Source organism: Bacillus coahuilensis m4-4 (genome assembly GCF_000171615.1).
Lineage (GTDB): Bacteria > Bacillota > Bacilli > Bacillales > Bacillaceae_K > Bacillus_T > Bacillus_T coahuilensis.
Genome location: NZ_ABFU01000134.1, coordinates 1 through 2,042 on the forward strand (window position 1 = coordinate 1; position 2,042 = coordinate 2,042).

Below are 2,042 nucleotides of genomic sequence, written 5' to 3' on the forward strand. Positions count from 1 at the left end.
TAAGCCAACATCCTGCCTGTCAAAGCAACTCCACATCCTTTTCCACTTAACGTATACTCTGGAGAATTAGGTGGTGGTGTGGGNTGTTTNNNTTTTGAATAAGGATNTTATNANTNGNAGTNTGANTNNAATCCATAAGTATTTGGCATTCGGAGTTTGTCTGAATTCGGTAACCCGGGATGGGCCCCTAGTCCAAACAGTGCTCTACCTCCAATACTCTCACTCATGAGGCTAGCCCTAAAGCTATTTCGGAGAGAACCAGCTATCTCCAGGTTCGATTGGAATTTCTCCGCTACCCACACCTCATCCCCGCACTTTTCAACGTGCGTGGGTTCGGGCCTCCATTCAGTGTTACCTGAACTTCACCCTGGACATGGGTAGATCACCTGGTTTCGGGTCTACGACCTCATACTCATTCGCCCTATTCAGACTCGCTTTCGCTGCGGCTCCGTCTTCTAAAACTTAACCTCGCATGAAATCGTAACTCGCCGGTTCATTCTACAAAAGGCACGCTATCACCCATTAACGGGCTCTAACTACTTGTAGGCACACGGTTTCAGGTTCTATTTCACTCCCCTCCCGGGGTGCTTTTCACCTTTCCCTCACGGTACTGGTTCACTATCGGTCACTAGGGAGTATTTAGCCTTGGGAGATGGTCCTCCCGGATTCCGACGGAATTTCACGTGTTCCGCCGTACTCAGGATACATTCAAGAGTGAGTAGAGTTTCAGCTACAGGGTTGTTACCTTCTTTGACGGGCCTTTCCAGACCACTTCACTTACCCTACTCTTTTGTAACTCCGTATAGAATGTCCTACAACCCCAAGAGGCAAGCCTCTTGGTTTGGGCTAATCCCGTTTCGCTCGCCGCTACTCAGGGAATCGATTTTTCTTTCTCTTCCTCCAGGTACTTAGATGTTTCAGTTCCCTGGGTCTGCCTTCATTACCCTATGTATTCAGGTAAAGATACTGTTCCATTACGAACAGTGGGTTCCCCCATTCGGAAATCTCCGGATCAAAGCTTACTTACAGCTCCCCGAAGCATATCGGTGTTAGTCCCGTCCTTCGTCGGCTCCTAGTGCCAAGGCATCCACCGTGCGCCCTTATTAACTTAACCTAAAAAACTCAATTCGAAGTGAGCGATCACTTCTTTAAAAAATCGGTTAAAATCCATCAGTGACGATACTCGGTTTGCCAAATGGCAAATATTATATCTTCATGTGTTGCTTTATCTAGTTTTCAAAGTACAAGTGGTGGAGCCTAGCGGGATCGAACCGCTGACCTCCTGCGTGCAAAGCAGGCGCTCTCCCAGCTGAGCTAAGGCCCCATTTTTTAAGTTGTAAAAATGAAAATGGTGGGCCTAAGTGGACTCGAACCACCGACCTCACGCTTATCAGGCGTGCGCTCTAACCAGCTGAGCTATAGGCCCATTCTTACTTCGCTATAAAGTTGAAGGATTGAACCTTCAAAACTGAAAAGACAACAACGCAACGTACTTGCGCACGACGCGCTGACTTCTACGTTACCACAGGACGTGGCGAACTTAGTAGAAGTTCATTTTTGTCATACATCGTAGATGTATGAATATTCCTTAGAAAGGAGGTGATCCAGCCGCACCTTCCGATACGGCTACCTTGTTACGACTTCACCCCAATCATCTGTCCCACCTTAGGCGGCTGGCTCCAAAAGGTTACCCCACCGACTTCGGGTGTTACAAACTCTCGTGGTGTGACGGGCGGTGTGTACAAGACCCGGGAACGTATTCACCGCGGCATGCTGATCCGCGATTACTAGCGATTCCAGCTTCATGTAGGCGAGTTGCAGCCTACAATCCGAACTGAGAACCGGTTTTATGGGATTGGCTTCACCTTCGCGGCTTCGCTGCCCTTTGTACCGTCCATTGTAGCACGTGTGTAGCCCAGGTCATAAAGGGCATGATGATTTTGACGTCATCCCCACCTTCTTCCGGTTTGCACCGGCAGTCATCTTAGAAGTGCCCACTTTAATGATGCAACTAAAAACAAGGGGTGGGCTCCGTTGCGGGA

The 2,042-nt window shown here is 48.7% G+C and carries 2 tRNA genes and 2 rRNA genes; all 4 read right to left on the minus strand.

The window, feature by feature from the left end:
* Positions 1-1,114, minus strand: a 23S ribosomal RNA gene (locus tag M44_RS19165); the annotation flags it as partial.
* Between the two features lie 134 nt (positions 1,115-1,248).
* Positions 1,249-1,324, minus strand: a tRNA-Ala gene (locus tag M44_RS19170).
* A 25-nt stretch (positions 1,325-1,349) separates the two neighbouring features.
* Positions 1,350-1,426: transfer RNA gene (locus M44_RS19175), tRNA-Ile, on the minus strand.
* A 166-nt stretch (positions 1,427-1,592) separates the two neighbouring features.
* Positions 1,593-2,042, minus strand: a 16S ribosomal RNA gene (locus tag M44_RS19180); the annotation flags it as partial.